At 56.6% G+C, this 26,199-nt stretch carries 22 protein-coding genes; 12 read left to right on the top strand and 10 right to left on the bottom strand.

Annotation, left to right across the window (positions count from 1 at the left end):
- Window positions 1–10 precede the first annotated feature (10 nt).
- From Poly51_RS20285 to Poly51_RS20275, 3 genes are all read right to left on the bottom strand, one after another.
- On the bottom strand, window positions 11–2,779 hold the full coding sequence (locus Poly51_RS20285) for a PSD1 and planctomycete cytochrome C domain-containing protein (RefSeq protein WP_146459600.1): 2,769 nt from the start codon (window positions 2,777–2,779) through the stop codon (window positions 11–13).
- A 253-nt stretch (window positions 2,780–3,032) separates the two neighbouring features.
- Entirely contained in the window at window positions 3,033–4,427 is a 1,395-nt protein-coding gene (locus Poly51_RS20280; protein WP_146459599.1) for a beta-ketoacyl synthase N-terminal-like domain-containing protein, read from the bottom strand.
- Window positions 4,428–4,528: 101 nt separating this feature from the next.
- Window positions 4,529–5,671: an N-acetyltransferase gene (locus Poly51_RS20275; protein ID WP_146459598.1), complete on the bottom strand. Its 1,143-nt coding sequence runs from the start codon at window positions 5,669–5,671 to the stop codon at window positions 4,529–4,531.
- Between the two features lie 91 nt (window positions 5,672–5,762).
- On the opposite strand from Poly51_RS20275, the gene Poly51_RS20270 reads away from it, so the two are divergent.
- From Poly51_RS20270 to Poly51_RS20260, 3 genes are all read left to right on the top strand, one after another.
- A complete protein-coding gene (locus tag Poly51_RS20270; protein ID WP_146459597.1) occupies window positions 5,763–6,641 on the top strand; it encodes a TrmH family RNA methyltransferase in 879 nt (292 codons plus the stop codon).
- A gap of 203 nt (window positions 6,642–6,844) precedes the next feature.
- The gene (locus Poly51_RS20265) at window positions 6,845–8,656 is read left to right on the top strand and encodes a pilus assembly protein N-terminal domain-containing protein (RefSeq protein ID WP_146459596.1); all 1,812 of its coding nucleotides are present in this window, start codon (window positions 6,845–6,847) and stop codon (window positions 8,654–8,656) included.
- 86 nt (window positions 8,657–8,742) lie between these two features.
- Window positions 8,743–10,131, top strand: a complete 1,389-nt coding sequence (locus tag Poly51_RS20260; RefSeq protein ID WP_146459595.1) for a hypothetical protein — start codon at window positions 8,743–8,745, stop codon at window positions 10,129–10,131.
- 81 nt (window positions 10,132–10,212) lie between these two features.
- On the opposite strand, the gene Poly51_RS20255 is transcribed toward Poly51_RS20260, so the two are convergent.
- Window positions 10,213–10,623, bottom strand: coding sequence for a DUF4339 domain-containing protein (locus Poly51_RS20255; protein WP_146459594.1), 411 nt, complete (start codon window positions 10,621–10,623; stop codon window positions 10,213–10,215).
- A gap of 32 nt (window positions 10,624–10,655) precedes the next feature.
- Complete coding sequence (locus Poly51_RS20250) at window positions 10,656–11,267, bottom strand: PH domain-containing protein (RefSeq protein WP_146459593.1); 612 nt, start codon at window positions 11,265–11,267, stop codon at window positions 10,656–10,658.
- Window positions 11,268–11,504: 237 nt separating this feature from the next.
- Between Poly51_RS20250 and nrdR the strand changes: the two genes are divergently transcribed.
- Complete coding sequence (gene nrdR / locus Poly51_RS20245; protein ID WP_146459592.1) at window positions 11,505–11,972, top strand: transcriptional regulator NrdR; 468 nt, start codon at window positions 11,505–11,507, stop codon at window positions 11,970–11,972.
- Window positions 11,973–12,193: 221 nt separating this feature from the next.
- Window positions 12,194–12,838 (top strand): glycine zipper domain-containing protein, encoded by a 645-nt coding sequence (locus Poly51_RS20240; protein WP_246114639.1) that lies wholly within the window; start codon window positions 12,194–12,196, stop codon window positions 12,836–12,838.
- Between the two features lie 6 nt (window positions 12,839–12,844).
- Here Poly51_RS20240 and Poly51_RS20235 read toward each other — a convergent pair whose 3' ends face one another.
- Together Poly51_RS20235 and Poly51_RS20230 are read right to left on the bottom strand one after the other, a co-directional pair.
- The gene (locus Poly51_RS20235; protein ID WP_146459590.1) at window positions 12,845–14,098 is read right to left on the bottom strand and encodes a serine hydrolase domain-containing protein; all 1,254 of its coding nucleotides are present in this window, start codon (window positions 14,096–14,098) and stop codon (window positions 12,845–12,847) included.
- Window positions 14,099–14,148: 50 nt separating this feature from the next.
- Entirely contained in the window at window positions 14,149–15,936 is a 1,788-nt protein-coding gene (locus Poly51_RS20230; protein WP_146459589.1) for an ATP-binding cassette domain-containing protein, read from the bottom strand.
- Window positions 15,937–16,110: 174 nt separating this feature from the next.
- Between Poly51_RS20230 and Poly51_RS20225 the strand changes: the two genes are divergently transcribed.
- Window positions 16,111–17,223, top strand: coding sequence for a cis-3-hydroxy-L-proline dehydratase (locus tag Poly51_RS20225; protein WP_146459588.1), 1,113 nt, complete (start codon window positions 16,111–16,113; stop codon window positions 17,221–17,223).
- A gap of 21 nt (window positions 17,224–17,244) precedes the next feature.
- On the opposite strand, the gene Poly51_RS20220 is transcribed toward Poly51_RS20225, so the two are convergent.
- Window positions 17,245–18,021 (bottom strand): exodeoxyribonuclease III, encoded by a 777-nt coding sequence (locus tag Poly51_RS20220; RefSeq protein ID WP_146459587.1) that lies wholly within the window; start codon window positions 18,019–18,021, stop codon window positions 17,245–17,247.
- A 73-nt stretch (window positions 18,022–18,094) separates the two neighbouring features.
- On the opposite strand from Poly51_RS20220, the gene Poly51_RS20215 reads away from it, so the two are divergent.
- Complete coding sequence (locus Poly51_RS20215; RefSeq protein ID WP_146459586.1) at window positions 18,095–19,297, top strand: phosphorylase family protein; 1,203 nt, start codon at window positions 18,095–18,097, stop codon at window positions 19,295–19,297.
- Between the two features lie 25 nt (window positions 19,298–19,322).
- On the opposite strand, the gene Poly51_RS20210 is transcribed toward Poly51_RS20215, so the two are convergent.
- Window positions 19,323–20,306 carry an ABC transporter ATP-binding protein gene (locus Poly51_RS20210; protein ID WP_146459585.1) on the bottom strand — a complete coding sequence of 328 codons (984 nt, stop codon included), beginning with the start codon at window positions 20,304–20,306 and terminating at the stop codon, window positions 19,323–19,325.
- Window positions 20,307–20,405: 99 nt separating this feature from the next.
- On the opposite strand from Poly51_RS20210, the gene ispF reads away from it, so the two are divergent.
- The 5 genes from ispF (at window position 20,406) to Poly51_RS20185 (ending at window position 24,623) form a co-directional block, all read left to right on the top strand.
- Entirely contained in the window at window positions 20,406–20,966 is a 561-nt protein-coding gene (gene ispF / locus Poly51_RS20205; protein ID WP_146459584.1) for a 2-C-methyl-D-erythritol 2,4-cyclodiphosphate synthase, read from the top strand.
- Between the two features lie 224 nt (window positions 20,967–21,190).
- Window positions 21,191–22,819 (top strand): cysteine--tRNA ligase, encoded by a 1,629-nt coding sequence (gene cysS / locus Poly51_RS20200; RefSeq protein ID WP_146459583.1) that lies wholly within the window; start codon window positions 21,191–21,193, stop codon window positions 22,817–22,819.
- 32 nt (window positions 22,820–22,851) lie between these two features.
- Entirely contained in the window at window positions 22,852–23,346 is a 495-nt protein-coding gene (gene ruvC, locus Poly51_RS20195) for a crossover junction endodeoxyribonuclease RuvC (protein ID WP_146459819.1), read from the top strand.
- Window positions 23,347–23,366: 20 nt separating this feature from the next.
- Window positions 23,367–23,990, top strand: coding sequence for a Holliday junction branch migration protein RuvA (ruvA, locus tag Poly51_RS20190; RefSeq protein WP_146459582.1), 624 nt, complete (start codon window positions 23,367–23,369; stop codon window positions 23,988–23,990).
- Window positions 23,991–24,146: 156 nt separating this feature from the next.
- Window positions 24,147–24,623 carry a thioredoxin family protein gene (locus tag Poly51_RS20185; RefSeq protein WP_246114638.1) on the top strand — a complete coding sequence of 159 codons (477 nt, stop codon included), beginning with the start codon at window positions 24,147–24,149 and terminating at the stop codon, window positions 24,621–24,623.
- Between the two features lie 29 nt (window positions 24,624–24,652).
- Here Poly51_RS20185 and proS read toward each other — a convergent pair whose 3' ends face one another.
- Window positions 24,653–26,161 carry a proline--tRNA ligase gene (proS, locus tag Poly51_RS20180; protein ID WP_146459581.1) on the bottom strand — a complete coding sequence of 503 codons (1,509 nt, stop codon included), beginning with the start codon at window positions 26,159–26,161 and terminating at the stop codon, window positions 24,653–24,655.
- Window positions 26,162–26,199 lie beyond the last annotated feature (38 nt).

The raw sequence follows: 26,199 nt of genomic DNA, 5'->3' as shown, positions 1-26,199 counted from the left end.
GTTGGACTTACTAGTAGACGTAAACGAACTCGTTTGAATTGAACAGCAGCAAACACGCGTCGGCGATCGCGCGAGTCGTCGCCGGAACGGTCGACGGTTTGTCATCCGGCGTATAGTTTTCGAAATTCGGCAATCGTTCTTCAAACTCAAACGATTGCCCCGAAAATTCTTCGACCAGCGATCGGATGATCTTCGTCGGATACGTGATCGGTTCGGGTTCATGGACCGCATGGTACGCCGCCATATCGTTGATGTAGGTAACCAAACGATCGCGTTGCTCGTCGCTCGGTTTGCGACCTAGAACCCGTTCGAACACGAGCTCAATTTGGGACGCTGTATCTTGGGCTTCGCTTTCCAATCGTTTCGCCATCGCGATCGCTCGATCGGACATCAGGTCACTGTTCATCATCGTGAATGCTTGAGGCGATACGGCGGCGTCGTCGCGGAAATCGCACGAGTCGTTCGGGTTGGGCAGGTTCATCACTTCCATGAAGGGATCGGCTTGCCCGCGAACGCGATAGGCATAGATCGTGCGACGGTTGCGTTGCTCGGGCTTCGGCGACGGTTGATAGGCCGGCGCAATCGAAAACTGAATCATCCGCGGTTGCAATGCGACTTCAAGATTGATTTCGGGCATGATCGGCACACCGCCGAACTCGCGATTCAGTTCACCCGTCGCGGTCAACATGCAATCCCTCAGTTCCTCGGCCGTCAAACGGCGCGGCACGAAATGGGTCAGCCATTCGTTCTCGGGGTCGGATGTCGCCAATTCATCCCGATTCGGATGCCACGTCGATCGCTTGTAAGCATCGGACATCATGATCATGCGGTGGATCGGTTTTGATTTCCAACCGCCGTGAACGAACTGGGTTGCCAACCAATCCAGCAGTTCCGGATGCGTCGGCTTGCCGCCTTTGACACCGAAGCTGTTCGGTGTCGCGACCAACCCTCGGCCAAAGTGATGTTGCCATAATCGATTGACGAACGAACGGGCGGTTAGCGGGTTGCGTTCATCAACGATCCACTTTGCTAATCCGAGACGGCGATGGTTGACGTCGGTGGTCAATGCGTAGGGATCATCGCTGGGGGCACCTTCGACGGGCACCCCGCACCCGCTCAACACGCCTGGTGTGACCGCTTCGCCTTTTGCCGCAAGCGAGCCACCGGTGTGAATGAATGTTTCGGGACGCCAATCTGCCTTCATCTTTTCAGGCATACGAAGCTTCTTTGCGTCTTGCCAAGCATCGGGGCCGTTGTAGACGCTTTGTGCCATCGGTTTGTAACGTTCGTGGCGACGCTTCCAAATCCACGTATCTTGCTCTCGAACCTTGAGTTGTCCTTTCTCGGTTTCATCTAAGCCGACATGTCGTGGTGGTTTTTGATCTTCTGGATCATCCTTGCGGGCTTTGTCGTCTTTGTAGGGGAGGTTGTGTTCTTCGTACCAGTGCTTCGCGGCGGTTTCTTGTTTGTCGTAGATCGTTTGTCGTTCGCCATCGGCAAAAGCGTAAAGCTGTTCCACCAAGGAAAGCCCGTCTTCGAAACCATTCTTGTTTTCGACGTCTAAGAATTCAGCAGGCATTTCGGCCGGTTGGCTGGCCGAGACTGCCGCGTACATGCGGTAGTAGTCGCGAGTCGGTATCGGATCAAATTTATGATCGTGGCATTTGCAGCAACGCATCGGCATCGAAAGGAACGCATTGCCGATGCTGTGAACAACGTCGTCGCGAAAAATTTGTCGAGCCTCGTCTTGCGGGACCATCGCAGTGTCCCAGGGACCCATGCGAAGAAAGCCGGTCGCGACGATGGCTTCGGGATCATCGGGACGATATTCGTCGCCAGCAATCTGTTCGATCACAAATTCGTTGTACGGTTTGTCGTCGTTGAACGCGCGAACGACGTAGTCACGAAAACGCCAAGCGTTCGACCGTTCGTAATCATTGGAAAAGCCACCGGTGTCGGCATAGCGAACGACGTCCAACCAATGTTGTGCCCAACGTTCGCCGTAGTGCGGACTGGCCAAAAGTCGGTCGACCAATTCGCTCCACGCGTGATCAGCGTCGATGTTCCAAGCCGCTAAAAACTCATCCAATTCCGATGGTGACGGCAGCAGTCCCGTTAAATCTAAAGTCGCGCGGCGAATCAGTTGTCGTGGTTCGGCTTGGCCGGCGGGTGTCGCCCCGGCATCGCGAATTCGTTCATCAACGAAGCCATCGACCGAGTCGTGGTCGAACGATTTTCGGACTGGCAAGAAAGCCCACACGTCGCTGGGTGCGTAGCGACGGTAGGTCCACTGGTCCGCCAATCCGCCGCTCGTCGTGATCAACGTGCCTTCGTCATTGACGACGACTTGTCGTTCGTCCAGCATGATTGCGGTTTGCGTGTCTTCGTTGGGCCAGGGGGAGCCCGCGACGATCCATTGGCGAATGATCTCCGTCTGTGTTTCATCCAGGCGATCGTTGATCTTGGGCGGCATTTCCAAACCGTCCCATATCACGGCTTGATACAGCGGGCTGTCGTCGGGTTCGCCGGGCACGATCGCCGCATCGCCGGACTCGCCACCCCGCATGACCGATTCCCGATCACGCATGTCGTAATCCCCCTTGATGTCGTCGGGATCGGTTCCGTGACACCCTAGGCACTTTTCCTTCAGCAGCGGCAAGACCTTCAACGTGAAGTGCTTGTCCGCAGCGGCATCACTGGTCGACGCATGGGTGTCGGCGAATGCAAGCGGACTGCAAGCCATCGATATCAACAGCGAGATTTGAATGGGCAATCGCATGAACGCTGGCTTTCTGTCTTCGTAGGTTTCACGAATCTCGTCGGTCGATTCTGAGTCCTTTCCAGTGTGGTTCCCTGAACCCCTGATTGTCAATCGTTAACAACGGGCCATTGAAACGGTCGAGGAGTTTCGTTGCGGATAATCGCAGCCGCTAAGGATTGAGCGGAAAATAACTGTCGTAACTCGGGCGCTTTTGCCCGAGATGTTCGCGACGGGCAAGAATGCCCATCGTACATTTATTTCCCGCTCGATCCTAAGTGCCCAAAATGACCGCGATCGCGCTGCCTTCGGACGTGTGCGAAAGGCACAAAACATAGTCGCCGGCCAAAGGCTGGGCTTCGCGAACGACGGCGACTCGTGTTTTCGCATCGGTCAATCCGATCGTCGGCGGAATCGTTCGGTTTTTGATTACCAGCGCGCCGGTGGCGATGCCGACTGTGCCGCTAGCCGCACCGGTGTGCCCAACAGAAGCCGCCGGAGCGATGACTGCGACGCCGGGAAGCGTCGATTCGATGGCCTGTTGTTCGGCAGCGTCCATGACCGGATCGCCGCTTCCGTGACCGACCAGCAGGGCGATGTCCGATGGGGCAAGTTCGGCCGATTCGAGCGCGCCGCGGATCGCTGACGCGATGGCTGCCGCCGATCCTCGCGCGGTCGCTTGGTCGTTGGACGACGTTCGCATGGCAAGCTGCATTCCGTCCGACGCGATGAATCGTGAAGCGTGCGAGACGACCCGGGCGATCACCGCCGCGCCGCGCCGCGAGGCTGACTCGGCATGTTCGAGCACAAACGAAGTCGCTGCCTCGCCGCCGACCACGCCGCGTGAGGCACCATCGTAGGGCCGCGAACTCAATCCGATCGGGTCGGCTACTTCGGCGATGGGTAGGTCGCCGCGGTAGTTCATTCGCGTTGTATTGATACGAGTTCCGACGCCGCCGGCGATCATGAATCGGGCGATCGACCGACGCAAACATCCTTCCGCTTCGATCATCGCAGCCGGTCCAGAAACGTCGCCGAGCACCAGCGTGTTGTTCGGTCCGTGGGCACCCAGCGAAATCCCGACATGGCATGCCGGCATGTTGGGCAGATACTTCAGCATCCAAAGCGGCAGCACTTGTTTCATTGCCGCGGCGCCGAACTTCGAGCTGTCAAAGTTCCCGGCCTCGTCCATACACAATCGCATCGCGTCCTCCATTTCGGACGCAGGGCCGTAGAACATCTCGCTGCCAAAGACGGTGCCGATCTCGGCCGGTTGAATCGGTTCGGAATCGCCGGCAAGCAGCGACTCGGTTTCGCCGGCCGGAAAGAATGCCGCCAATCCCGCGTCCTCGATCGCCATTTGCGAAGCCGCAAAGCACGTTTGGATCTCGCGACACATCACCTTCAGTGCTTTTCGCGGGCGGACGTACTGTTTGGCGTCGAAATCGGTGATCGGGGCTCCGATCCAAAGACCGGCATGCTGTGCCATTTCGCCGGTGGGGGCGTCAAAGTTCCAGTCGGCGGGTGGTTTGGCACCCTCGTCGGTTCGGTCGGCCAGCGATGTGATGCCCGATTTTTGGTTCATCAAAGCGTCAAAGTACGCGTCGCCGCCGACTCCAATGGACGAAACCACGCCAAGCCCGGTGATGACAACAGTGCTTTTGGGCATGGGGAAATCAAATCGTCGGCTAAATGATCGGGCGGCAGAAAAAGACGCGTGTGGCTTGGATTATGGTTGCCGGCAACCGCCATGACCAGGGATTACTCCGTTCAATCGTCGTCAGAGCCGATTTTACGGTCGTATAACCGGTGAACTTTCGTTCGTTTTGCACCACCCCGTTCAATCGTTCCCCTCGACAGCGAGTTCGACTCCAGCACCCAAGAAAATTCGCCGATCACGATGCCGAACTTGATCGCATCGGGCAGAATCCGGGCCAAAGTGACCAAACCGAGCCCCCATTTCTGGTATTCGGGCAACACATTGGTGCTGATCAGCCTCAGTCGATCGATCTTTTTCTTACCTGTGATCAGCTTCAGCCAGCCAAACGGCAGCAGTCGCCCGTCGATTTCTTTGATCACTTGGTTGTAGTCCAACAATCCGAAACCGGCACCCACGGCTTGCCCATCGATTTCGGCGATGCTGGTCAGTTCGGGCACGATCAGATGTTTCAGCCCGCCGCTTTGAACGCGGATTTCCGCCTCGCTCATGGGGACGTAGCCCCACGTCTGTTGCAGCGACAGATTGTAGATTTCCAAAAACGATCGAACATCGGCGGCAAACTTCGACCGGTCGATCGGGCGACACGTGACTTTGAACCGCCGCGTCGCTTCGTTGATGACGAACAACAGTTTTGGATCCAGGTCTTCCAATTGATCCATGTGGGCGTCATAGCTGTACAGGTCTTGGACCTTGGTGAACCCGACTGATTCCAGCAATTTTCCGTAATAGGCGTGGTTGTAGGTGATCATGAATGTCGGCGGCGAATCAAATCCGTCGACCAACAGCCCGCACTCGTAATTCAAACTTGGGTTCACCGGCCCGCGAACGTCGGTCATTCCTTTTTCGGCCAGCCAAGCCATCGCCGTGTCCATCAACGACTTCGCCACGTCCACATCGTCGATGCACTGAAAGAAACCGAAGAAGCCGCGGTTTTCGTTGTACCGCTTGTTGTGAGCATGGTTGACGACGGCCAGAACTCGCCCGACAACCTCGCCGCCCCGCCACGCCAAAAACGCTTGACCTTCGGCTTCGTCATAAAACGGGTGTTTCGAGAACCCGAGTAGCTTTTTTTGCTCGTGCCACAGCGGCGGCACCCAGTTCGGGTCGTCTCGGTAGAGATCGCGTTCGAATTGCAGGAAAGCCTTGCGGTCGCGCCGTGAAGCGACTGGTTGGACACGCACCGAAACACTCATGCTGTTTTGATCAGGTTGGACGGTTTAGGATTCATCAGCCATGGGTGGCCTTTGCTGCAGTAATTCACCGGACAAGATAACAGAGAAAACCATGACTGAGTCCGGGCCGGTGGTCTTGCGAAGTACGGCCAACCCGACGGTGCGTCACCTGATCCGCCTGCGAGAGAACCGTTATCGTCGAAAATCGGACCGGATCATCGTCGACGGCTGGCGTGAAACTTCGCAGGCGATGGAGTCTGGGCTGACGTTATGTGGCGTTTACGTTCGCGAAGAAGGGGCGGACGATCTGTCCGGCACGGACGAAGAAGCTCAATCGCGAGTGGTCGATCGTGCCAATGCGGTCTCGAAGAAAGTCTTCGTTTCAGATGCGATCATGGAAAAGATCAGCTTCGGGCAGTCGCCGCGCGGTGTTGTGGCCGAATTTGAACGACCCGATCGCGGTCTCGATCGACTGAAACTTCCCAAATCGGCATTCGTTTTGGTCTTGGATCAAATCGAGAAGCCGGGCAACGTCGGCGCCGTGTTTCGCTGTGCCGATGCAGCCGGCGTTGATGCGATTTTGCTTTCTGATTGCCAGGATCCGTTCAACCCCAACGCGATTCGAAATAGCCTTGGGGCGATTTTTCGCGTGCCGACGGCGACGGGAACATCGGAAAGTATTGCGAAGTATCTGGCCCACGGCGGTTTTTCGGTGATGGGAGCACGCGTCGAGTCGTCGACCCCGTTTTGGTCGGTTTCCTGGGCCGGATCGGTGGCGGTCGTCCTTGGCAGCGAGGCACACGGGCTGGGTGAACGTTGGAAAACCATTCCGCAATATGTGGACGGGAAACTCACCGGCGACCACATTTCTGTTCCCGGAGTCCGGATTCCGATGGCCGGCAAGGTCGACAGCTTGAATATTTCGGTATCCGCGGCCGTGATCGCTTTCGAAGCCGTTCGGCAACGTGGCCATGCGGGATCATCCTGTTAAGCCGGCATTTTGCGATCAAAGCGAACGATCGGACGAACAGTCACGACCGCTAGACGTGATGGATCGAGCAGAATCGTTAATGTCGCGTCAATCGGAATCCGATACTTCATGCATCCGACGTTCTAGCTCGCTGGAGTGACGACGTCGGTGGATGTGCCGAGGGGGGCCCATCGACCTAGATCGCTCGGACGCAAGGACGCGGCATGCGTGATGCACAAAAAAAACTGGCGGAAACGACACGACGCAAACGTCGGGCGTTTCTCGTTGCCTTCCTGTGGACCGCTTCGGTCACAGCTGCCGTTTCCTCGGCTGATGCCGCGGATCCCGCGAGACCGCCATTGCCGCTGAAGTCGTCGGCCACCGACACATCGACGTCCATTCACGCCAACCCGTTCTGCGGGCCGACGGAAGCGGTCGACAAGTCGAAAGTCGCAACGTCTTCGGTGCACTTGACGTCCGGCCAAGGCGGGAAGTCGAACGCCAACGTTCGATTGCTTCCGATTGGAACGGCGATCGGACTGCAGCCCATCGGCAGCAATCAACCACGCCGTGTCGATGGACCAGCGATGACCGTCGAGACGCCAACGGGGGCGGTGCACAACAATCCAATGATCGGATCCGCCCACCACCAAAATCTTGATTTGGTGGACGCGACCGTCGAGTCCGGTCCAGCGCCGGTGCAAACGTCGCCCGCCCAAACATTGCCCGCTCAAACATCGATCAAATTGATGCCGATGAATGCGTCGGCACCCATGGTTGTCGAGCCGATCAGTGTCGAGCAAAACACAGTCGACAAAACCACCACTCATCAAGCGGCGCGTTCGGAAGTCTCCGGGCCTGTGGCTCCGGTCATGCCCGTCTTTGAACCGAACACCCAGCCAATCGTTGCTGAACCGGTTGCCGTTACACCGCATCGACACTTGATTCCCGTGCCATCGTTGCCACCCGTCGAGGTCGTTCCACCGACGCCTGTCGCACAGCCATCGATTGCTGAAGCGACACCGCAGGCGACCGCAGTGGTTCTTCCCGAACCGGTTGCGATGTTGCCAGTCGTGGCAAGCGAGGAAGTCGAATCAACAGAAGTCAAGGTCGACGCCGAACCCGTCACGTTCTCGATGACGGACGGTTTCGGTTCTGACGACGAAGAAATCGTCGAGCAACATCCGATGGATGTTGCAACAGACTCCGAAGTCTTGCTTGATTCGAAACTTGGCGTTGTCGCACCGATCATCATTGACGATTCCAGCGAAGGTTCGTTGACCGCGATCGAGTTTTCGCTCGAAGACGAAGAACAAATCGTTGAACTGGAGCGTTCCGCCCCGGTCGTGGCTGTCCAGGCACCCGTCGCCGAACCCACTTTGTATGACCGTCGCTACCGAGCCCCGGTGGCTGTGACGTCGGTACCGGTTTCGTTCGGACGCGCCGAAGTCGCCAAAACGGATTCGGTTCGTTCAACGATCGAACCAATCGCAACGTTCACGACGGAACCCGTGGCATCGCAAGGGCCATCACCTGAACAGATTGCGGAGCTGACCGCCGCCAAGGCGGCATCAGTACCACTCTACCTCAGTCGCGCCCAAGTTCGTTCGTTAACCATCGGCGGCGACATTCGTCACGTCGACGTCGCGAACAAGAACGTTTGTCAAGCGTTTGCGTCGGGACCCAACCAACTGAAGCTGATCGGTACCGGCAACGGCGTGACTCAGTTAGTGATTTGGGCGACACCGGATGCGGCTGCGAAGAAAGCTGGCGGCAACGGCGCACCTCGGATGCGAATGTTCGACATTCACGTTCAAGAGGTCAACGCAAATGGGGGTGACGAACCCGATCGAACTGCGTTGCTCAATCAATCCATTCGACGGGCATTCCCAGAGGTCGACGTCGTCGTGCATGCTCGCGGCGGTGAGTTGATCGTCGCGGGTGCATGCCAAAGCGACGACACGGCAAAGAAGATTGTTCGAATGGTCCGTAAGACCTGTTTGGTTCCCGTTCGAGACGAAATAGTCGTTCGCTAACGGCACATCGCCGCTCTACGAACACACTTTCCAACGATTCATCACAACGCGATGTCCATCGCACCGATAGTTAACGAGGTTCGATCATGAAGACCCATTCGACCAGTCCGAGAGTTTTAGCGGTGCTTTGCAGCGCGATCGCGTTGTGCATCGTGTCTAGCGTTTCTGTTCACGCTCAGTCCTACGCGTCGCCCGGTTCGGGCGTGGCGAAAGGATTGTTCACTCACGGAAACGATGCTTATCGCGTCGTCAACACCGCCGGTTACCGGACGGCGGCTGACGTCGGTTCGGCCGCACCAGGGACCGTGCAACAAGTCAACTATGCGGGCGCATGTACATCCTGTGGCACATCGTGCGGCGGGTCATGTGGCGGATCCTACGGTCCGTCGATGGGCGTTCAAATGGGGATGTCCAACTGTGGTTCGTGCGGCACCGCTTGCGGCGGAACGTGTCGCAACAGCATGCTGTCGTGCGGACCGAAGAACATCGATCCGTGTGCCCCATGCACACCCTATCGATACGGTTCGATCGAAGTGCTGTACATGGACCGCGATGATAACGGTTTTAATCACTCGGGCGTGATCGGACTGTCAGACTTCGATTTTGAGTTCGGTGCTCGGATCGTCGTCGGTGCGGTAACGGATTGTGTCCACGGTTACGAAGCATCTTTGGTGGGCCCCTTCAGTTGGGACACCGCCGTTCGGCAGAATAGTCCCGTGACGACAAGTCGTGTCGTTAGCCTTGCTACCTTGATCCCATCCGGAACGACCGGGCCAGCAGTGCTCACCGACATTTTGACTGAGACCCGCATCCTTAACAGCGCACAACGTTTGAACACGGATTACTTCAGCGTCGACGCCAGCAAGACGTTGAACGGCTGGGAATTCTCGAAGCTTTTGCTCGGAGGTCGCTTCCTTAGCTACGACGAAGAGTTCAACGCGTCGGGCAACTTCGAAACGACCCAAACGCGTATCCCACGAGGCGGTGGTGCAACCGAAACGACGACTGTATCAAGCAGCCGCGCACTCCGAAACGATGTCCAAAACCGCCTGCTCGGTTTGCAGGTTGGTATGGACCTGCTCTATCCCATCAGCCGCTTTGCGTTCTCCGATCTGCGGATGCGTGCCGGAGCGTATGCTAACTTTGCCGATATGAACTATCAGTTGGTTGGAAACGACGCGACAGTTTCTGTCCCCGCTCCTGTCTTTGCACCCACAGCGACTCCGATCAATAGCCGAGTCAGCAGGGACTCGATCGAGTTGGCCGGTCTGTTCGAAATCGGTACGGGCATCCGATATCAAGTTGGCGAAATCCTGTCAGTACGAGCCGGTGCCGAGCTTTGGTATCTGTCGGGCGTCGCTTCTGCCACTGACCGCATCGGGACGTTGCAATCGGCGTCGTCGAATCCACGACTCAAAGCGGACAACGACATCCTGTTCACCGGATTGTCGCTCGGTGCTGAGCTTCGCTACTAAGTGTTCAGCTTCGCGATTGGGCAAGCGAAGCGAAAACGCAGCAAAATCGATGTGATGAATCGAAACAATGAAACCGGCGAGTTAAGACTCGTCGGTTTTTTTGTTGTCTTTGCGGATGCGTTTCTTAAGCAACCAATTCTTGACGCTCTTGCCCGCTTGGCTAGAGAAGGATCGATCGGCTTGATTGCCAATGGAGTTTTCAGTGATGCGGGTGATCGCTTGGTGGACGTCCAATCCGCAGTTGGAACACAACACGGGCGGTTCGCTGACTTCGGTCTCGCATTGAGGACAGAAGTATTCGATCGTCGGACGCCGCGCGGCTTCGAACAGTCCGCCGACCTGCGAAGCCTGGAACCATGGCGAGTCGTCTTTGCGAACCATCGTTTCTTGCGTGACTTCGCCTTTGCGGACCCTCTCTAGCAACTCGCTGGGTCTCAGCGGGCCGACGTCCTCTTCTTTTTTGTCGCGATTTTGAACAAACCAATTAGTCAATGAAACGTCCTCACCAGCATGCCATGACTTTCCTAAATGGATTCGATGTGCAGACTTCTTCGGCGACGTTCTTTCCGGCGAATGTCATCGATCAGTCCGGACACATCCTTCACGTTGCCGATACCTAGCATAGACAATGTCGGGTGCGTGCGGTCGCTGCCCGTCAATTCGATATTGCCAACGCCAAACATTCTTTGGACGGGGCCTTGGCTGAAACTGACATCATCGATGTCGATCACTTCGATGCGATCGGTCTGGCGAGAAAGAATCCCCGTTTGGTGAATGAACCGCTGGGTCGTCAATTCATAGTGGTAACCCAAGCGGCGATAGGCGTAGAGCAAACAACCCACCACCCAAATCAATGCGATCAATCCGACGGCAATTCCCATCGATAAGGGTGAAACGAAGAACGGCAAAATCAGCAGCGCGATGCTGATCATCGCCATCAGAATCCACGTCCCTAGCATGGCCTTGGGGTTGTAGCCGCCGGCCCAAAGCGTTTCTTCCTCTTCGTCGTGGTCCAGTTCGGCGGCCTTCCGCGCGGCGACTTCTCTTTGAAATCGTTCCGTTGCGGTGTCATCGGGTACGGATCCCTTGGATGGGTCCACGTTGGCTGGAATGGGTTGGTTCGGGTCTGTCGACATCGCCGATGGTTCCTCAGTCGTAGAAGTCAGGTTGCGTGGGTGCGAGATTCCGCAGGTTGAAACCCGCCCGAGACGCACGCTCGTCCAATCGAGGGTGGTGGCGAACGGTTGCGAGGTGTCGCGGAATCCCGATACTATATCGCGCCGGTGTCCCTGCGTCATTTTCTAGCTTCATTTCCGGACGTCGAATCGTTTGCGGAAAACGCAATCCATCGGGACCACCCCCTCAGGTGCTAAATGCGTTGTCCTTACTGCCATGTTGACAATGACCGCGTGCTCGATACCCGGTCGGCTGAAGGCGGGTACATGGTTCGGCGCAAACGAACCTGCAATTCCTGTCAGCGTCGTTTTGCGACGACGGAAAAGATTGAGAAACTGAGCGTCCGGTTGGTCAAAAGCGACGAAACCCGCGAACCACTGGATCGGGAAAAAATTCGCCGGGGCATCGAACGCGCCTGTTCCAAGCGAAAAATCAGTAGCAGTACGATCGAACGTGTCGTCCAGGATATCGAAGCAGACATTTACGCTAGCTTTGATTCCGAGGTCACTTCATCGCAAGTCGGTGATATCGTGATGAGGCATTTGGCGAAACTGGACGAAGTCGCCTACATCCGTTTTGCGAGCGTCTACCGCGAATTCGACGATGCACAAGATTTTATCCGTGCGATTTCCAGCATCATGGGCCCGAAAATCACGACGCCATAGTCGTCGTTGTGCGTCGGGTCGGTTTCACGCCAGAAATGGCATTGCTTCGCGTGACGAGTTTGGCTTACCAGAAGGCTCGGAAAACACCGATCCTGTTCAGATTTAGCGGGCTCGCGATCGCCTCACCGATCTCCAGCCAGTTCTGCTGTCAACGGTTACCCCAGACACCTTTCGCAGGCTTGTTCGATCCAATGGATCGACAACCGATGGAGCATTTGTTGATGTCCCGTACCATTTTGTTGTTCGCCACGATCGCGTGCGCCGTCACGCTTCCCCAAACGGCACATGCTCAAGCCGGTACCCAACGTGGCGCCACGCTCGGCGGACTCGGCGGTGCCGTTGCCGGTGCGATCATTGGCGACCATAACGGCGAAGCCGGTGCGGGGGCGGCGATTGGCGGCGTGATTGGCGCCGTCACCGGTGGTTTGCTTGGCAACGCCAACGACAAACAACGTGCGGCCCAGCAACAGCAACAATACTACTATCAACAGCAACAGCAGACTTACGCTACCCAGTCGTCGGTCTCGATCCAAGACGTGATCTCGATGAGCCGCAGCGGGTTGAGCGAAGGCGTCATCATCAACCAGATCAATCAACGCGGCACGCAAGTCACGTTGCAAGTGCCCGATATCATCGCGCTCCACCAACAAGGCGTTAGCGAGAACGTGATCAGTGCGTTGCAGCGTGCCCCCAGCGGTTCGCAGCGCATCGCTCGTGCACCGGAACCCGTCTATGTCGCCCCGTCGCCGGTCATCGTCGAAGAACGCTACATCGTCCCGTCGTACCCGCCGCCATCCTATCACTACTATCGACACGCTCCGCCTCGCCATTATCATCACGGCAGCAGCATTCGAATCGGATTCTGATCAAAGCTAGTCTTCGATCGCGTCGTAGATCAGGCCTTTCAATTTGAGTTCGGTTAGCCACTGGTAGGGCATAACTTGTTCCATCGTGATCACGATCAATCGATCCGAAGGCGAGATCCAATAGTGCGTGCTGGCGGCGCCGCCCCAGCCGTATTCGCCAACGCGTCCATCGGGATCCCAGTCGCTCATTTCGTCGCGGACGTTGAAACCGAATCCGAATCCGACGCCGGTTCGCACTTCGCTTCCGAACTTGATCCAGCCGACATCTTTGGGCAATTGATTGGTGGTCATCATCGCGACCGTCTCGGGTTTCAGCAGTCGTGTACCGTTCAGTTCGCCGCCAGCTTCGATCATTATCAAGAACTTCATGTAGTCCGCAGCGGTTGATACCAGCCCGCCACCACCGGATAGCAAAGCGGGCTTCTCCAAGTACTGGTTCTCTTCTTCCTCCTCCTTCGACGTCAGCTTGCCCTTGCCATCGCTTTGGTAGTTCACGGCAAACCGATCCGTCTTTTGCGGCGGTACATAGAAACCGGTGTCCACCATCTGCAGCGGATCAAAGAATCGCGTTTGAAAGAAAGTGTCGAGCGGTTGGCCGGAAACGACCTCGACCACACGGCCGAGTACATCGATCGAGATGCCGTAGAGCCAGTCCGTGCCCGGTTCAAATTCCAACGGCAAATCGTCGAGCTTCGTTTGCATCGTCGCCAGCGATGCTTCTCGATCGAGCGCGTTAAGGTTTTCAAATGCGTTATCAACCGCCGTCTTTCCGCCGCGGCCATAGCTGTACCCGGCCGTGTGACGCATCAGGTCCGCGATCGTCATCGTGTTTTCAGCCGGTCGAACTTCACTGTCCGATGCCACCGTCACCTCGGCCAGTTCAGGCAAGTACTTGGATACGGGATCGTTGACGTCAAGTTTGCCTTCTTCGTAAAGCATCATCGCCGCCGCCGTCGTGATCGCCTTGGTCATCGAGTAGATGCGAACGATGGTGTCTGGCTTCATGGGCTTATCGGCGTCGATATCCATTTTGCCGTAAGCCTGGTGCATGACCACCTTGCCGTCTTTGGCAATCATCACGATACCGCCCGCGATCCGGTTGTCGTCGATCGACTTTTGCATCGCTTCGCTGACTTCGGCCAACTTGTCCGGCGACATGCTGACATCGCTGGGTTTCGCAATTGGCAATCCCTCTGCGTGGGCTGACGAAATGGAATGCAGCGTGAAAGCTACCATCAACGAAAAAACGTATCGAGACATCAGACCACCTTAATAAACGAAACGCGATTGTACCATGTCGTATTGATTGGCTAGGCTTCCAGTTCTTCCCAACGTGCGTAAGCCGACGTCAGTTCTTCTTGCAGTTCCTTCAACTTCGCAGCGTCCTTGGCGATGTGATCGCCACCCTTTTGATAATAAGTCGGGCCGGCCATCGTTTCATTGATCGCCGCGATCGAGGACTCGAGTTTCTCGATCCGCTGGGGCATCTTTTCAAGTTCGTGTTTGTCCTTGAACGATAGCTTCTTGGTCGGAGCCGGCTTCGTTGCCACCGCAGCTTGTTTCGGTTTCTCGATCGGAGCTTCTTTGGCTGCCAACTCGCGCCGTGCAAGTGCGGCCTTCCAATCGTCGTAGCCGCCGTCGTACTCCTTCACGCCGCCTTCTTCGTACACGATCGTGCTTGTGACGACGTTGTTTAAGAAGGTCCGGTCGTGGCTGACCATCAAGACGGTGCCGCTGAAATCGATCAGTTGTTCTTCCAACAAGTCCAAGGTTTCGCTGTCCAAGTCGTTGGTCGGTTCGTCCAGCACGATGACGTTGGCAGGCTTCGTCATCAATTTCGCCAGCAACGCCCGATTGCGCTCACCACCGGACAAATACTTGACCTGAGTTCGTGCCCGTTCCGGCGTGAACAAAAAGTCTTGCAGGTAGCCGACGATGTGTTTCGACTTGTCGCCGATCAAGATCTTGTCGCTGCCGTCGCCCACGTTTTCCTGAACCGTCTTCTCGGGGTCGAGCGTGTCACGAAGCTGATCGAAGTACGAGATTTCCAAGTTTGTGCCAAGCTTTACCTCACCCGAATCGGGCTTCAATTGGCCGAGCAACAGTTTCAACAGCGTCGTCTTTCCGGCGCCGTTGGGGCCCATGATGCCAACGCGGTCGCCACGCATCAGGGTCGTTGAAAAATCGCTCAGGATCGTTCGGTCACCGTAGCTGAACGAGATCTCTTTCACGTCCGCGACCAGTGCACCGCTTCGCGCCGCTTCTTGCAGATTCAGTTTTGCTTTGCCTTCGACGGATCGCCGATCGCCCCGTTGCAATCGCAATTGCTTCAGCGCACGGACGCGACCCTCGTTGCGAGTACGACGCGCCTTGATGCCTTGGCGAATCCAGACTTCTTCTTGGGCAAGCTTCTTGTCGAACAATGCGTTTTGTTTTTCTTCGGCCGCGAGAGCGCCTTCTTTGCGTTGCAAAAACGTTGCGTAGTCGCATGACCAATCGAATAGCCGACCGCGATCGATCTCCCAGATTCGAGTTGCCAAGCTTTGCAGGAACGAGCGGTCGTGCGTGATGAAAACCAGCGTTTGACGGAATCGCTTCAGAAAGTTTTCCAACCACAAAATGGATTCGATGTCCAAGTGGTTGGTCGGTTCGTCCAGCAACAAAACGTCCGGCTCCATCGCGATCGCGCGAGCCAGCAGGACGCGGCGTTTCATTCCGCTGGACAGTTTCTCGAACAAGGCGTCGCCGTCCAGTTCCATCTTCGACAACGTCGACTCGACAGCGTGCTCGACTTGCCACTGGGTTTCCGGGTCGTCGTATCCGGGCTGGCCTTCCGTCACGATCGATGTAACGGTTCCCGCCCAGTCTCGCGGTACGTCTTGGGTCAGCCGAGCGATCTTGGCATGGGGTGCAAAGGTGATCGCGCCGTGGTCGGGAATCACTTCGCCGTCGAACATACGCAACAATGTCGTTTTTCCGGCACCGTTTCGTCCCAGCAGGCCAATCTTTTCGCCACGTTCAATGACTGCGGAAACGCCGTCAAGTAACAGGGGACCGCGAAAACCAATAGAAAGATCGTCGAGCGAAACGAGAGGCATAGGAAATACGTGAGATCGAGAGCGAGGATTACGGCAGTTTCAAAGCGCGGTTTAACACGAAAAAGCGATTTCGACCAGAGTACGCCCGCTCGCGGGCGGCTCGGTCCGGCTTATTCTGTTCGCTTGGGATCGCTCTTTCGAGCACGTTTTTTTCCGCGAACGATCAAGTATTGAATGAAGATCACACGAATCACGGCCCACCGCGTCGAGTTGCCACTGGTGGAAGGTGCCTATCACTGGTCGGGCGGCAAGTCGGTCAGCGTTTTTGACAGCACCATCGTTTGCGTCGAAACGGACAGTGGCATTGTCGGCTACAGCGAGGTTTGTCCGCTCGGACCGTTCTATCTGCCGGCCTATGCCGAGGGTGTCCGGGCGGGACTTTGCGAACTGGGGCCGCACTTGATCGGTCTGGATCCTCGGGAACTCGGGGTGTTGAACCATCGCATGGACGCGGCGCTGAAGGGGCACGCGTATGTGAAAACGGGAATCGACGTTGCGTGCTGGGACATTCTGGGCAAAGCGACCGGGTTGCCCGTGTGTACCTTGATGGGCGGTCGTTTCGGCGAGAGCGTGCGGTTGTATCGCGCAATCTCGCAGGTGGCGCCCGACGCGATGGCCGCCAACGTCGCCAGCTATCGCCAGCAGGGCTACACCCGATTTCAATTGAAGGTCGGCGGCGATCCCGATACTGACATCGTCCGCATCCGCGCAGCGCGATCGGTGCTGCAACCGACCGATCGATTGGTGGCCGATGCCAACACCGGATGGACCCAGCACGAAGCCATGCGAGTCGTCCGCGCGGTCGCCGACCTGGACGTCTACATCGAACAACCCTGTGCGACTTACGAAGAGTGTCTGGCCGTTCGGCGAAACACGACGGCGCCGTTTGTGTTGGACGAAAACATCGATGGCATCGACATGCTGTTGAGGGCGAAAGCAGATCTAGCGATGGACGTCGTGAATCTAAAGATCAGCAAGCTTGGTGGTTTGACCAAAGCAAAGCAAGCACGCGACCTGTGCGTATCGATGGGCATCGCCATGACCTTGGAAGACAGTTGGGGTGGCGACATCACCACCGCCGCGATTGCACACCTGGCGCACAGCACGCCCGAAGCGTTTCGTTTCACCAGCACGGACTTCAACAGTTACGTCACGGTCAGCAACGCCGACGGAGCGCCCCAACGCGAGAACGGTTTCATGCGAGCCAGTGACGAGCCCGGTTTGGGAATCACACCGAAATGGGATGTGCTCGGGCCATGTGTTTTGGAAGTCGCAAAATCAAAGTAATGCGTACTGCAATCGAATGGGCTACGTGATCTTCGTAACATCGTCGATCATCAATTCCACCGGGCAATGGTCCGATCCATGCACGTCGTCTCGGATCGATGCCGCGGTGACTCGCGGCATTAATTTCTTTGCGACCCAGAAATAGTCCAATCGCCATCCGATGTTCCGCTCGCGGGCGTTACTTCGGTACGTCCACCAACTGTACTTTTCCGGACTGGGGTCGAAGTGGCGAAACGAATCGACAAAACCGGCTTCGACGATTCGGTCGACGCCGGCCCGTTCTTCTTCCGAGAAACCCGCGTTCATTCGGTTCGCCTTCGGATTCGCGAGATCGATTTCTTGATGCGCGCAATTGATGTCGCCGCAGAAAATCACCGGTTTGCGGCGATTGAGCTTTTGAACGTAGCTCAAAAAGTCGGTGTCCCATAGCTTGCGATAATCCAGCCGCGCCAAACCACGCTGGGAATTGGGGGTGTAGACAGTCACGACGTGAAAATCGTCAAACGTCGCCGTGATGACACGACCTTCGGCGTCATGTTCGTCGACGCCGATGCCCAGCACTTCCTTTTTGGGTTTCGTTTTGGACCAGATCGAAGTGCCGCTGTAGCCTTTCTTTTGGGCCGAATTCCAAATCTGGTGATATCCCAAATCGTCCGCCCAATCCAGTTTCACCTGGTCTCGTTCGGCTTTTACTTCCTGCAAGCACACGACGTCCGGAACTTCGTTTTCCACATAGGCACGAAAACCCTTATCCATCGCCGCGCGAATGCCATTGACGTTCCAAGAAACTAACTTCATTACTCAACCTGACTTCAACTCGAATGAATCGCCCGCTGTTTTCAGACCTTAGCGGATCGGCCACAATGCGACCATGGACACAAATTTTAGAATCGATTCGAAGCTCTCCGATGACGACCTGCGTGCACAAATCGAGGCGGCTTGCCAGCGGATGGAAGCGACATTCGACGAAGGCTTCTATTCCAAGGTGACGGTGGTCCGACATTGGTCCAAGCACAACCCGACTCTGTCTGGCAAGATCGCGCGGCCTAGCGCGTATCGATGGTATCTGCGACGCGAGCTGTTCAAGTTGGCCCGACGGGGTGCCGAGATCACGATTTCGGAATCACGCAAGCGAGTCGATCTCAGTTCGCCGAAGTTGTTGGAATTGCTGGACGAAACTGATTTTGATTTGACTCGCAAAAAGGTATTTCTATTCGGTCCCGAGCGATCGGAGTTGTCGATCGCAAGGTTAGAACATTACACCGGAACGCATGCCGAGGATTTTCAACGCTATGTTTTGTTGACCAACTATCAAATGCACATGGAGGCGTTCTCGCAGCGGTTCGCCGGATGCGTGGGGCCGAGTCGAGTCGACGTGCAAATGCCAGCGTTGCATTTTCGCAAGCCCGACAACTGCGGCGTCAGTATCGTCAACATCGGAGTCGGCCCCTCCAACGCAAAGAACCTGACCGATCACTTGGCCGTGTTGCGCCCTGATGCGATGTTGATGGTTGGTCACTGTGCGGGCGTCCGCAATCATCAAGAAATCGGCGACTTTGTCTTAGCGTCGGGCTATATGCGTGGCGATCACATTCTGGACGAGTTGCTGCCACCGTCGGTGCCGATCATGCCCAGCTTTCAACTCAACCGAGCGTTGGCGACGGTCTTGGATGATTCCGGTTTGCCGTATCGCACCGGCACGGTGTACACGACGGCGGATCGAAATTGGGAATTGACGCTGCGGCGAACGATGGAACATTTGCGAGACAGTCGCGCGATTGCCGTCGACATGGAATCGGCCACGGTCGCGGCGAACGGGTTTCGGTATCGCATTCCCAGTGCGACGTTGCTTTGCGTTTCCGACAAGCCGCTGCACGGGCAGCCGAAGTTGCCGGGCGAGGCGAAAGCGTTTTACAACGACAGCAAGAAACAGCACATCGAGATCGCGGCATCCGCGATCGAATCCATCCAACAAAAGTACCCCGGCGGTTTGCCCAACGGAGACATCCGAGGCCCCGGCGAAGCCCTGCTCGGTGGACCCGTAGCATGGGACGACGATGCCACCGACGGCTAAATTCATCCAGCGGCACGGATGGCGGTTATGTCTTCTCGCTGGTTTCGCGAAACAGATCGGCGATCACGTCTTCTAGCGGCACGTCTTCGACGGCGACGTCTTCGATCGGGTTGTCTCGCAGCACTTCGGCCAGCACGCGCGGCACATCGGCGCGGACGACTCGCACTTTCGCTTTGGGCCAGGTTTCTTCTAGCACTTCGCCGAATTGCGAGAGATCGGGTTGGTGGCCGATGCCGAACTGCAACGTCATCACCTTGCTGCCGCTGAATTTGTCGATGATGCCGGCGAGTGAACCGTCGTACTCGATGCGGCCACCCGCAATGATGACAACTCGCTTGCACAACGCGGCGATGTCTTTCATGTAGTGGCTGGTCAACAGGATCGTGATCTTGCGTTTCTCTTGATAGAACCGCAGGAACTGTTGAATATTGTGTTGGGCGATCACATCCAAGCCGATCGTGGGCTCGTCTAGGAACAGCACTTCGGGGCTGTGCAGTAGCGCCGCGATCAACTCCATCTTCATCCGTTCGCCCAGCGACAGTTCGCGGACCGGTTGGTCCAGCAAACGGCGAACGTCCAATAGATCCGTCAGTTCGTCGAGCGTGGATTTGAACTGGTCATCCGGGACGCCATAGATTTGTTGGTGCAGCCGATACGATTCATTGGCGGGCAAATCCCACCACAATTGGTTCTTTTGGCCCATCACCAACGCGAACCGGCGACGGTATTCGTTCTTGCGTTGCCACGGGACGTACCCCATCACAGTTGCCGATCCGGACGTGGGGTTGATGACGCCCGAAAGCAATTTCAATGTCGTCGTCTTGCCTGCGCCGTTGGGGCCAAGGAAGGCAACGAACTCGCCTTGTTGGACGTCCAAATCGATGCCTTTGACGGCTTCGACTTCTTTGTATTCTCGTTGGAACAGCCCCTTGATGCTGCCGCCAAGTCCTTCTTTCTTTTTGAAGACCCGGTACGACTTGGTCAGATTGCGGACTTCGATGAAGGACATGGCGAGGTAGGCGTCAGGTTTCAGGTTTCAGGTTTCAGGCGTCAGGTTTCGAAAGACGAATCAAAAAACACCCGCTTTGTTTACGCAAACTTAGGGGGAATGTTAGAATTTGGGAACAGACGGCAAAGATCCTTCCTCTCACCCGAAGTACGACCTCTGAATTCTGAAACACTCTCGCCGCTTCGGATCGGCCTCGGATACGATTCGCATCGACTCGGCAACGGCGGTCCGCTTCGCATCGGTGGGATCGACATTCCGGCCGAAGTTCACGCGATCGGGCACAGCGACGCCGACGTACTATTGCACGCGATCACCGATGCCCTGTTGGGTGCGATCGCGGAAGAAGATATCGGCCGACTGTTTCCGGACAACGATCCGGAAAATCGTGACCGTGACAGCATCGATTTTCTGACCGAGGCGATTCATCGTGTGCATCGTCGAGGGATGGAGGTTGTCAATTTGGATTGTGTCATTTTGGCCGAACGCCCGAAGATGTCGCCCCACATTGACGCCATGCGGACTCAGATTTCCGAGGCGATGGACATCGCTCTCGATCAAATCGGTATCAAAGCCAAGACCGGCGAAGGCATCGGTGACATCGGCAGCTCCGCCGCCATCGCCGCCCGAGTGGTCGTGCTGCTATGCCGCCGCACGAATTAGTGGGAAGTTCGGTTGCCCACGATCCGCTTCCGATTCGTAATCGAGTCCCTTATGGGTAACGGGCGATTCACGGTCTTGCCCGCCGTTTCGCGGCTTTTTCTTGCTCGTTGGGATTCTGGCGTTCTGATAACGGGCCTGAAAAAAACGGCCTCTCCTGATCGGGACAAGTTCCCTATAATCCGCGGTTTGAACTTTCTAGCCGCCATTTGCCGCGATCGTCGACCATGAGCACTGCATCCGCAGCCCAAACCAATATGACAGCCACCAGCTCCGCGAAACCTGAAATTCGTGTCTACAACACGCTGTCGAAGTCGAAAGAGCCCTTCATTCCGCTGCGGGCTCCCAAAGTCGGCATCTACCTATGCGGCCCGACGGTCTACGCCGAATCGCACATCGGGCACATGGTCGGCCCGGTCATTTTCGATACCGTCAAACGCTACCTTCGCTATTGCGGCTACGACGTGACGTTGGTGGTCAACATCACGGACGTCGACGACAAGCTGATCAACAAGAGCAAGGAACGCGGCATTCCGATGAGCCAGATCGCCGTCGAGATGACGGCCGATTATTTGTCGAACTTGAAAGAACTGGGCGTCAACCAGATCGACTATCTGCCGCGTGCGACCGATCACATCCCGGAAATCATCGCCTTCATCCAGACCCTTGAAGACAAGGACCACGCCTATGCCGTCGGCGGCGACGTGTTCTTTGACGTCATGAAGGATCCCAATTACGGGCAACTGTCCAACCGCACCGCCGATGCTCAACAGGGCGAAGGCGGCGGCGCGGCGGCCAAGAAACGATCGCCCGGCGACTTCGCACTGTGGAAGGCTGCCAAGAACGACGACGAAGTGGCGTGGGACAGCCCGTGGGGGCGCGGTCGACCGGGATGGCACATCGAGTGCTCGGCGATGAGTCACGAAATTCTGGGCGATACCTTTGACATTCACGGTGGCGGTTTGGACTTGATGTTCCCGCATCACGAAAATGAACGTGCCCAAAGCAGTTGCTGTCACGGTGCACCAATGGTGAAGTACTGGATGCACAACGGGTTGATGCGAGCGGGCGAAAAGGGCAAAGTTGGCGGCAAGAGCGATCGCGAGAATCAATCGGAAGAAACCGCCGAAGAAGCCGCGGCCGGAAAGATCAGTCGCAGCAAAGGTGCCGGCGGTTTGTCGACGTTGATCCGTCGCCACACCGGCGAACGAATTCGGTTCTTCTTACTGCGAACGCACTACCGATCGACGATCGTTTACGGCGAAGACGGGCTGGAAGAAGCCGGCACCTCGTTGGAAGCGTTTTACCGTTTCTTCGCTCGCTTTGACGAAATCACGTCGGCGATCAAGGACGTTTCGTTTTATGAGCTGAAGCCTGCGGCGACTCGTTCGGAAGGCGATTTTGATCCGGCAGGCGATTCGCTGCTGAAAGAGATCCACGGTATCCGTGCGAAATTCTTGGCGGGTATGGACGACGACTTTAACACCGGTGCATCGATCAGTGCGCTGTTTGATTCGCTGCGGATTTTGAATCGACATGTCGATGCCAACGACCTGACGGCGAAATCGGATCCCAACGGCGCGGCGACAAAGTCGCTGATTCACGCAGCGACAGTGATTCGTGAATTGGCGGGCACGCTGGGCCTGTTTGCCAAGCCGCCGGTTGCTGCCGGTGGCGGCAACGAAGCGGACACGGAATTGCTGGACAACGTGGTTCGATTGTTGATCGATCTTCGCAAAGAGGCGAGAGATCGCAAGGACTACGCCGCGGGCGACGCGATTCGCGATCGCTTGGTAAAGCTGGGCGTCGCGCTGCTGGACAAGAAAGAAGGCACCAGTTGGGAACGGACTTCGTGAGTTCGGGCGATGCGAAACCACTGAGGCGAATCTTGGGCATTGACCCGGGGCTGAACACGACGGGCTATGGTGTGATCGATTTCGAGGGCGTCAAACCGCGATTGATCGAAGCCGGCGTGGTACGCAGCAAAGCTAAGGCCAGCATCGAATCACGGATCGACGAAATCTACACGGGCGTGTTGGAAGTGATCGAATTGCATCGGCCGACCATCATGGCGCTCGAGCAGTTGTTTTCACACTACGACCGACCGCGGACGGCGATCTTGATGGGGCACGCCCGCGGCGTGATCTGTCTAGCCGCCGCCAAGTCGGGGATCGAGGTCGCGCACTTCGAACCCACCAAGGTCAAAAAAGTAATGACGGGCAACGGTCGCGCATCGAAGGCTCAGATGCAATTGGCTGTGAAGGCCCACCTGCATCTATCGACCGTACCCGAACCAGCCGACGTCGCCGACGCGCTGGCCATCGCCATTTGCGGTCACCATCTCGGACAGGGTTCGATGATGGAAAAACTTACCAGTCGCTAAGTCTCCTTTGGAATTCAACCTTGATCATCGCCATTTCCGGCAAGCTCAATCGCGTCGGTGAAACGTCTGTTGCGATCGAAGCAACGCCGTTTGAGTACGAAGTATTGGTCGCTGACTACACTCGCCGACAACTGCAAAGTAAAGTCGGCGAGAATGTGCGGTTCTTCACTCTCGACTACATCGAAGGCGGCCTGCAAGGTGGCCGAATGACGCCACGCTTGATCGGGTTCTTGACGGAACCAGAGCGTCAATTCTTTGACCTGTTCTGCAGCGTCGATGGCGTTGGCGTTAAGAAAGCCCTGCGAGCGATGGTTCGGCCCGTCAAGGAATTAGCGACCATCATCGAGCAACAAGACGCGAAACAATTGTCCGCTTTGCCAGGAGTGGGGCCCGCGACCAGCGAACGGATCATCGCCAAGCTGCGCCGAAAGATGCCTCGGTTCGCTTTGATGGTCGACCGTGACGCGGCCGGCGAAGCGATCGAAGGCGGCTCGCAAATCACGGCGGAAACGTTCGACGCCCTCATTTCGCTCGGTCACAGCGAATCGGATGCCCGCAAGTTGATCGACGATACGATCGCCAGCGGGGGCAAGTTTAAGGACACCGAATCGCTGTTAACAGCCATCTACCAGCGAAGAAACTAGTCTTGGCGTTTGCCGGATCCTGCTTCGAACCAATGCGTACCCACCCATGGGGGCCGCTTGTTTTGGCAACCTCGAGTACCTAGTTTGCTGCGTTCGCTTCGTCATCGGTGAAGCGAATGCGTCGAATCGGACACTCTTGGCCTCCGGAGAAACACCGTGAAACGATTCATGGTTTCGTTGGGATTGGGAACGCTCCTCACATTTTCACTCACCACGCAATCGCAGGCAGAGATGCCCCGGCGTGGTGATCCGTCGATTGAGCAACCGGGCGTGTCGCCCCCGATCATCAGTTGGCATACGTCGCTGGATTCCGGCTGGGAGGAATCGCGTCGCCGCGATGTACCCATGGTGATCTTCATCACCACCGATCGGTGTCGCTATTGCGAAGCGATGAAACATGACACATGGTGTGACCCCACGGTTCAAACGGACCTTGCCAAGGGCTTCGTCGCCATCGAGCTGACGCCGCAAGAGAATTCACAGACGCTGCAACGCATCAAAGTCGATACGTATCCGACAACCTTGATCGGGGTTCCGCAGGGAAAAATCGTGGCGCACCGAACCGGATATCAACCCGCGATTGCAATGAAATCGCTGTTGCGGGACGTCAAGGTAAAAGTCTTCAAGCGATAACCGGCAAGCGTCGGTGATGCTTTGGATTCTTAGTAGGCTTTCGCGAAAACGGCTTGTTTCGCGGCGGGCTTGCCGGTCAAGAAACACGTGCCGGGAGTATCGTTTCCATCGCGGGGAATGCACCGGATCGTCACCTTCAACTCTTTCAGCAGCGGTTCGACTTCGTCTTCGCTAGCGAAGTGACAGTAGGCGAACCCGCCATCGATTCCATCTTCGTTATCCGACTTGAAGAACGCCCGGAAGTCGGCTTCGCTTGTGATCACTTTCGAGTTTTCTGTGCGAAGTTTTAGCGCCGCGTCGAACAACGCTTGCTGCATTTCGGCCAAGATCGTTCCGATGTTGGAAACCAGTTCGGCGCGATCCATTCCGACGGACTTGGGTTGATCGCGACGGGCAAAGAAGACCGAGTTCTTTTCCATGTCTTTCGGGCCGACTTCCAATCGGATCGGAACGCCCCGTTTGACGTGATGCCATTTCTTCTCGCCACCGCGGACGTCACGGTCGTCGATCTCGACCCGAATCACCGCGCCGGCATAGGTTTGCACAGCCAGTTCGGCCTTCAAAGATTCGACATACTTCAAGACTTCCACACGTTGTTCGTCGTCGCGATAGATCGGCAGGATCACAACTTGTGCCGGTGCCAATCGAGGCGGCAGAACCAATCCGTCGTCATCGCTGTGCGTCATGATCAACGCACCGATCAAGCGAGTGGAAACGCCCCAAGATGTCGTCCAAGCAAACTCGCGTTCGCCGCTTTCGGCTTGAAAAACGATCTCTTGTGCCTTCGCAAAGTTCTGGCCGAGGAAGTGACTGGTTCCGGCCTGCAGCGCCTTGTGGTCCTGCATCATGGCTTCGATCGAAAGGGTGTCGACCGCGCCGGGGAACCGTTCATGCGGAGTCTTTGAACCGACGATGACGGGCATCGCCATCCAGTTTTCGGCAAAGTCTTTGTAGACGTCGACCATCCGCTGGGTTTCTTCGATCGCTTCCTGTGCGGTCGAGTGGACGGTGTGACCTTCTTGCCAAAGGAACTCGGCGGTCCGCAAAAACATCCGCGTCCGCATTTCCCATCGCAGCACGTTGGCCCATTGGTTGATCAGAATCGGCAGGTCGCGGTAGCTCTGGACCCACTTCGCATAAGTGGCACCGATGATGGTTTCGCTGGTGGGACGAATGATCAGCGGCTCGTCCAATTTTCCGGCCGGTCGAAGTCCGCCGGCGGGATCGGGTTCGAGTCGGTGGTGGGTGACGACGGCGCATTCTTTGGCAAAGCCTTCGACGTGCTCGGCTTCCTTTTCCAGGAAGCTCATCGGGATCAAAAGCGGGAAGTATGCGTTCTGGTGCCCGGTCGCTTTGAACATGTCGTCGAGCGCCCGTTGCATGTTTTCCCAAAGTCGATAGCCCCAGGGCTTGATCACCATGCAGCCACGAACCGGCGAGTTTTCGGCCAAATCCGAAGCTTTGATGACCTGTTGATACCACTCGGGATAGTCTTCGCAGCGGGTGGGTTGGATCGCCGTTTTAGGTGCTTTGGACATCGCAGGGGATCGGGGGCATCGAGAAGGAGAATTGGTTC

The organism is Rubripirellula tenax (assembly GCF_007860125.1).
Lineage (GTDB): Bacteria > Planctomycetota > Planctomycetia > Pirellulales > Pirellulaceae > Rubripirellula > Rubripirellula tenax.
This window is presented reverse-complemented; position numbering and strand designations above follow the sequence as displayed.